We start from the raw sequence: 2,827 nt of genomic DNA on the forward strand, positions 1-2,827 counted from the left end.
CTCACCTGAATCCATAGGGTGTGAGAAGGCAGACCCGGGGAACTGAAACATCTTAGTACCCGGAGGAAGAGAAAGCAAATGCGATTTCCTGAGTAGCGGCGAGCGAAACGGAACCAGCCCAAACCAGGGTGCTTGCACCCTGGGGTTGTAGGACACTCCATCGGAGTTACCAAGAAACAGCGTAGGCGAAGCGGCCTGGAACGGCCCGCGAGACACGGTAAGAGCCCGGTAGTCGAAACGCTGTTTCCTCCGGAGTGGATCCTGAGTACGGCGGGGCACGGGAAACCCCGCCGGAATCCGGGAGGACCATCTCCCAAGGCTAAATACTCCCTAGTGACCGATAGTGAACCAGTACCGTGAGGGAAAGGTGAAAAGCACCCCGGGAGGGGAGTGAAAGAGATCCTGAAACCGTGTGCCTACAAGTAGTCGAAGCCCGTTTATGGGTGACGGCGTACCTTTTGTAGAATGGACCGGCGAGTTGCGATCGTATGCAAGGTTAAGCGGCAAACGCGGAGCCGAAGCGAAAGCGAGTCTGAATAGGGCGCACAGTATGCGGTCGCAGACCCGAAACCGTGTGATCTACCCATGTCCAGGGTGAAGGCAGGGTAACACCTGCTGGAGGCCCGAACCCACGCAAGTTGAAAATTGCGGGGATGAGGTGTGGGTAGTGGTGAAATGCCAATCGAACTCGGAGATAGCTGGTTCTCCCCGAAATAGCTTTAGGGCTAGCCTCGGATGAAAGAGTCCTGGAGGTAGAGCACTGATTGGACTAGGGGTCCCTACAGGATTACCGAATTCAGTCAAACTCCGAATGCCAGCGACTTGTTATCCGGGAGTCAGACTGCGAGTGCTAAGATCCGTAGTCGAGAGGGAAACAGCCCAGACCACCAGCTAAGGTCCCTAAGTATACGTTAAGTGGAAAAGGATGTGGAGTTGCTTAGACAACTAGGATGTTGGCTTAGAAGCAGCCATCATTGAAAGAGTGCGTAATAGCTCACTAGTCGAGTGACTCTGCGCCGAAAATGTACCGGGGCTAAACGTATCACCGAAGCTGTGGATGCACACCAAGAGGTGTGCGTGGTAGGGGAGCGTTCAAAGGGCGGCGAAGCCGGATCGTGAGGACCGGTGGAGCGCTTTGAAGTGAGAATGCCGGTATGAGTAACGAAAAGAAGGGTGAGAATCCCTTCCGTCGAAAACCCAAGGTTTCCTGAGGAAGGTTCGTCCGCTCAGGGTTAGTCGGGCCCTAAGCCGAGGCCGAAAGGCGTAGGCGATGGAAAACAGGTGGAAATTCCTGTACCACCTCCTTCCCGTTTGAGTGACGGGGGGACGCAGGAAGGTAGGGCAAGCGCGCTGTTGGAATAGCGCGTCCAAACCGTAAGGCTGATGGACAGGAAAATCCGTCCATCGAAAGGCTGAGCGGTGATGGCGAGGGAAATAATAGTACCGAAGTTCCCGATCCTACACTGCCAAGAAAAGCCTCTAGCGAGGGAAGAGGTGCCCGTACCGCAAACCGACACAGGTAGGTGGGATGAGAATTCTAAGACGCTCGGGAGAACTCTCGTTAAGGAACTCGGCAAAATGACCCCGTAACTTCGGGAGAAGGGGTGCTCTCTGGGGTGAACAGCCCCGGAGAGCCGCAGTGAATAGGCCCAAGCGACTGTTTATCAAAAACACAGGTCTCTGCGAAGCCGCAAGGCGAAGTATAGGGGCTGACACCTGCCCGGTGCTGGAAGGTTAAGAGGAGGGGTTATCCCTTACGGGAGAAGCTCCGAATTGAAGCCCCAGTAAACGGCGGCCGTAACTATAACGGTCCTAAGGTAGCGAAATTCCTTGTCGGGTAAGTTCCGACCCGCACGAAAGGTGCAACGACTTGGGCACTGTCTCAACGAGAGACCCGGTGAAATTATAATACCTGTGAAGATGCAGGTTACCCGCGACAGGACGGAAAGACCCCATGGAGCTTTACTGCAGCTTGATATTGGATTTTGGTACAGCTTGTACAGGATAGGTAGGAGCCTTGGAAACCGGACCGCTAGGTTCGGTGGAGGCGTCGGTGGGATACTACCCTCGCTGTACGGAAATTCTAACCTCGGGCCGTAACCCGGTCCAGGGACAGTGTCAGGCAGGCAGTTTGACTGGGGCGGTCGCCTCCCAAACAGTAACGGAGGCGCCCAAAGGTTCCCTCAGAATGGTTGGAAATCATTCGCAGAGTGCAAAGGCAAAAGGGAGCTTGACTGCGAGACCTACAAGTCGAGCAGGGACGAAAGTCGGGCTTAGTGATCCGGCGGTACCGTATGGAAGGGCCGTCGCTCAACGGATAAAAGCTACCCTGGGGATAACAGGCTTATCTCCCCCAAGAGTCCACATCGACGGGGAGGTTTGGCACCTCGATGTCGGCTCGTCGCATCCTGGGGCTGAAGTAGGTCCCAAGGGTTGGGCTGTTCGCCCATTAAAGCGGCACGCGAGCTGGGTTCAGAACGTCGTGAGACAGTTCGGTCCCTATCCGTCGCGGGCGCAGGAAATTTGAGAGGAGCTGTCCTTAGTACGAGAGGACCGGGATGGACACACCGCTGGTGTACCAGTTGTTCCGCCAGGAGCATGGCTGGGTAGCTACGTGTGGACGGGATAAGTGCTGAAAGCATCTAAGCATGAAGCCCCCCTCAAGATGAGATTTCCCATAGCGCCAAGCTAGTAAGACCCCTTGCAGATGACAAGGTTGATAGGTCTGAGGTGGAAGCGTGGCGACACGTGAAGCTGACAGATACTAATCGGTCGAGGGCTTATCCAACACAAAGGAAAGCGCCTCGGTGGCTCGAACATTCGTTAT

At 55.3% G+C, this 2,827-nt stretch carries 1 rRNA gene; it reads left to right on the plus strand.

The window, feature by feature from the left end:
- Nucleotides 1-2,789: ribosomal RNA gene (locus ACE1TI_RS21380) — 23S ribosomal RNA — on the plus strand.
- Nucleotides 2,790-2,827 lie beyond the last annotated feature (38 nt).

Source organism: Alteribacillus sp. JSM 102045 (genome assembly GCF_041949975.1).
Lineage (GTDB): Bacteria > Bacillota > Bacilli > Bacillales > Marinococcaceae > Alteribacillus.